Here is a 4,417-nt window from a genome sequence, read left to right as displayed (position 1 = left end):
AAGCGAAGACGTTGAGACCCCACAGGGAGCGTTCTTTGCGACCGAGGAGGCTCAGCGCGAGCCCACGGAAAGCGTAGTGAATTTCCGTAGCGGCAACAGTTACTTCGTATTTTATAGAAATTGCGACGAATGCAACATAGTTACGAAAAGCCATTTCCTATATCTTATTTTAAATAGGAAAACTCCAAACGATAGTGAACTATATCACGAAGTTTTGTGATTTTAAACACACTCTTAAAACGAGTGACCAATGATATTGCTCACATATGAACCTAGAACTATCGGCTATGATAGTTAAAAGACATCGTAATAAGAGAAGATATAAAGATGGATAGGATTCATGTTGGGGGATGAAAGAGCGCGTCAATACTTAGTTACTGCTAGCATTAAGTTTTCCCGTAACTTATTTTTCAATCTTTCATGCTACAATAGAATAGAATGCTAATTAACAAAACGAGGTGGAACCATGGAAAATTCTTTATACTCCTCAACTACTAATGAAAAGCAAAGAACTAGTTTCATAGCTGATCTTAAATCGCTATTTAAAGCGTTAGTATTAGTCTCAAACGTATTACCTGTGTTCACAGGATTTTGGCTAGCGCTATATTACAGTGACACAGTCCTTAAAGATAATTTGAATGTACTATTTTTAACCGTGATTGGTAGTACATTACTGATGGCAGGAGCTTTGTTACTCAATAATTGGTATGATGCCGATATTGATGCTGTAATGGAACGAACGAAAAATCGTCCAACCGTTACGGGTACTATTTCATTAAAAGTAGTTTTAAAGATGGGAATAATATTTAGTATTGTAGGGTTTGTCTTGCTGTTGTTGACAACAATAGAAGCAGCGGTTTATGGAGGGATTGGGTGGTTTACTTATGTAGTTTTGTACACCATGTGGTCTAAAAGACGATATACATTGAATACCATTATTGGTAGTATATCAGGAGCGGTAACACCTCTTATTGGATGGGCAGCAGTACAGCCCGCTGCTCATCTTGTTCCGATAGTATTATTTCTTCTATTATTCATTTGGCAAGTTCCACACACCTTTGCAATTGCGATGAAAAAGTGCGAAGAATATAGGAGGGCGGGGGTAGCTATGCTCCCAGTCGTACACGGATTCCGATTTACAAAAAGACAAATGGTTATTTATGTAGCGTGTTTGCTCCCTTTACCATTTATGTTGGGATCATTAGGGGTTCCATTTGTAATCTTAGTGTCAGTTTTGAATATTGGGTGGCTATTACTTTCTATTAAAGGTTTTTTTATAAAAGAGGATATCAAGTGGGCTCACTGGATGTTTCTATATTCGTTGAATTACCTCATGATTGTGTTTTTTGCGATGATCATTGTTAGTTCTTTTTGATAAAAATTATACTTCCAGACCAAACAGTAAAGGCTTTAGCCTTTACTGTTTCATTATATGAGTTGGTTATTTTTGCGTAGATTAATGTAAATGACAACAGTGAACAGGGAACAAATCAATGCAGAGGCTGATATGAATCCGAAACCAGCTTGCATACCAAGCTGGTTGCTATTGGAAAGGTCACTCACAATATCGATAATATAACCGATTAGTAAATTTCCAATTACGCCTACTATTCCTATGGAGGTAACAGTAAAGGTTATCGCTGTATCTGTTCCTTTTGGATATCGTTTGGCTAGTAATGCCATCACAGTGGGATAAACAGGGGCGATGCCGATCCCTGCAATGGCGAAAAGTAAGACTGATTTTTCTCCTGTAATGATAGCAAGTATGCTACATACCCCTGCTAGAGCTGAAAACGTAATAACCGATATGGTGTACCCAAACTTGTCGGTAATTGGTCCGAGCAGTAATCTAGCAAGCATGAATAGTAAGAAAAATAAAGATAACAGACCTGAAGCATCTTCTAATGTCCAATCATAAACTTTGACTAGATAATTAACTAGCCAACTAGCCATACCTAGTTCCGAAATGACACCAAAAGAAAGGGAAGCTACGATTAACCAAGCTATGGGATCCCTTAATAATTGCCTGATTGAAATGCGATCTTCTTCTTGAGATTCTTCCTTTGGATAGTTTGCACTTAGTGCTGGGATTAAAGGAATAAGGGCAAAGATGAGGATAGCGAGGAACATTCCTCTCCATCCTAACTCCATATTAAATACATGCCATCCCATCATGGAAGCTGCAATAATTGGTGCAATTGTCGAGCCAAATCCATAAAAGAAATGTGAAAGGTTAAGCATGGTCCCTGTATTTTTTGTAAACACTCGGGCAGCAAGGATAGCTAAGCTTATTTCTAGCATGCCATTTCCTATATTTAAAAAGAAATAAGCACCTGAAAGCCATAAAAAACTAGATGATAAATAGATGAAATAGCCAGATAAAGCCATGGAACCGAACATAAGTACTGACGTTATTTTAATACCTATTTTATTAATTAAAAAGGATGTAAAAGAACAGGCAAGCAAAAAACCAAGGGAATTTAAAGCTAGCATAATTCCGAGGGTGGCCTCATTAACTTTAAAGTCTGCTTGTATTTCTGGAAGTGCAGGTCCTTTAATGTTTTCGGAGATTCCAAACATTAAAAAACCACCAAAAACGACTAATAATAGTATGTAATAATTTAATTTAGATTCCACTTTCAAAGGCTTTCATTCCCTCTTATAATGATAATTGGCTTTAGAGAAGTTGTCTTACTAGGTAAAGTTAAAAGTGTTTCCTATAATGTATTGTAACGGTTTATTAGTGGATAGCAACGGAAAAATAAAAAATGAAAGAAGTGGGGCAACATGTTTTTATATCTTAGTAATAAAAAGATACTACAAACGGAAAATTACTTTATCCTTAGGGAGTTCCAAGACGGTACTGATTTGTACCTCGCTGAAACGGAGACAGAAACAGATCCAGGAGCTACAATGGATGACTATCATGCTTTTCAAATTATAGATGGTAATCTTCCAGTTCCAAAAGATTGTTTTGCTGTTTTTAATCATATTCCTGTATTGGAAGAAGGGAGAAGTCAATTCGAGGCAAGATTCCTAAACCGTGCGAGAAAAATAGAACAGGAGCCTGGTTTTTTATCGATAAAGGTTTGTCGACCATTAAATTCGGATACGTATATTGTGATAACCTGTTGGGAAAAAGAGGATGACTTTGTAAATTGGCAATCCTCTTCAGCTTATATACACGCACATAAAAAGCGGGGGACATCTGAAGGAATTGACAAGCAGCAACCAGAGATCTTTCCGAGGCCGTCGTTTGTAAAGAAATATTTTGTTATAAGTTGATGGACTTAAGTGCCTGCAAGATTAATATTTTATTGAAAAATGGTCTCGTGTCTATTGTTTAAGTATGATAAATAGGTTACCTTCATAGTTATGACCATTATAATTGAAGTAAGAGGAGGGATGAAATGGATCAATTTGATCAATCCCTTGAGGTTTTTATAGAGGGTACGGGTTGGCTTGCACCTGTTCTTTATATTCTTTTGCATTTATTCAGACCATTTTTATTTTTACCAGTGATAGTTGTTTGTATTTTAGGTGGGGTTCTTTTTGGGTTTATAAAGGGAGCAATTTTATCCTTTATAGGACTAACATTAATGAGTCTTGTCTCATACAAATTAGTTTTTCGATTCCCAAAATTTAAAGAAAAAATATCAAAGCTAAAAGAAAAAATGTTTAAAGATAAATCGATCAGTGTTAGTCAGGTAATGATTTTACGAATCATGCCATTTGTACACTTCCATCTATTATCTCTCTATTTGATTGAAATGACGAAATCGTTTAAAGATTATATGTACTATTCAATGTTAGGTCTAATATTGCCATCGATTATCTATACGGGTTTTGGGGAGTCTATTACAGCCTTACCTTGGTATATTACTAGTATATTCTTTGTTGTTTTAGTAGCGATTTTTTATATAATAGATAAATATAATCAAGGTCAATTATCTATAAAAGGCCGAGAATATGATTAAATCTTGCTTAAGGCATAATAAAGCTTCCGGCCCTAGCTTACGAACTTATGACATAGATCTTGATATAATTATCGTTTAGGAACGAGGCGTTTGCGTTTTTTTACAAAGAACCTGATTCAACCGAATTAGGTTCTTTGCTATGTACAGCAGAAGGAATCGTAACGGTATAGAGTGTGGACCGTAAAAATCTACACAAACCACTAGAGTTTTGGAGAATTTTACAAGTGAGTTGTCTCGTGCAATTTTACACAATAGTAATTATACTAGGTTAGGTATTTAAGTTAGTTTTAGAAACCTGACCTAGTATAAAAATACAGGCTCTGTTGCTTTTTTTATTTCGTAATGGAGATAAAATCTGCAGTAACTGAATTCTTTAATTTATTGAGTGCAAATGCGACGCTGTGGAAAAATACTCGCTTTCCGTGGGGAACGCTTCAGCC

At 35.8% G+C, this 4,417-nt stretch carries 4 protein-coding genes; 3 read left to right on the top strand and 1 reads right to left on the bottom strand.

What is annotated here, in order from left to right; genetic code table 11:
* Nucleotides 1-466: 466 nt before the first annotated feature.
* Nucleotides 467-1,375, top strand: coding sequence for a heme o synthase (cyoE, locus tag H7K77_RS03550; RefSeq protein ID WP_186576342.1), 909 nt, complete (start codon nt 467-469; stop codon nt 1,373-1,375).
* A gap of 53 nt (nt 1,376-1,428) precedes the next feature.
* Here cyoE and H7K77_RS03545 read toward each other — a convergent pair whose 3' ends face one another.
* Nucleotides 1,429-2,643, bottom strand: a complete 1,215-nt coding sequence (locus H7K77_RS03545; RefSeq protein WP_235988820.1) for an MFS transporter — start codon at nt 2,641-2,643, stop codon at nt 1,429-1,431.
* Nucleotides 2,644-2,787: 144 nt separating this feature from the next.
* Between H7K77_RS03545 and H7K77_RS03540 the strand changes: the two genes are divergently transcribed.
* Complete coding sequence (locus H7K77_RS03540) at nt 2,788-3,285, top strand: antibiotic biosynthesis monooxygenase family protein (protein ID WP_186576340.1); 498 nt, start codon at nt 2,788-2,790, stop codon at nt 3,283-3,285.
* Nucleotides 3,286-3,410: 125 nt separating this feature from the next.
* The gene (locus tag H7K77_RS03535) at nt 3,411-3,977 is read left to right on the top strand and encodes a TVP38/TMEM64 family protein (RefSeq protein WP_186576339.1); all 567 of its coding nucleotides are present in this window, start codon (nt 3,411-3,413) and stop codon (nt 3,975-3,977) included.
* Nucleotides 3,978-4,417: the final 440 nt, after the last annotated feature.

It is taken from the genome of Aquibacillus kalidii (genome assembly GCF_014280935.1).
In the GTDB taxonomy this organism is placed as follows: domain Bacteria; phylum Bacillota; class Bacilli; order Bacillales; family Amphibacillaceae; genus Aquibacillus_D; species Aquibacillus_D kalidii.
This window is presented reverse-complemented; position numbering and strand designations above follow the sequence as displayed.

Bases quoted from the DNA above. Each gene is read 5' to 3' on its own strand.
- cyoE (WP_186576342.1), top strand. From the start codon at position 467: ATGGAAAATTCTTTATACTCCTCAACTACTAATGAAAAGCAAAGAACT.
- H7K77_RS03540 (WP_186576340.1), top strand. From the start codon at position 2,788: ATGTTTTTATATCTTAGTAATAAAAAGATACTACAAACGGAAAATTAC.
- H7K77_RS03535 (WP_186576339.1), top strand. From the start codon at position 3,411: ATGGATCAATTTGATCAATCCCTTGAGGTTTTTATAGAGGGTACGGGT.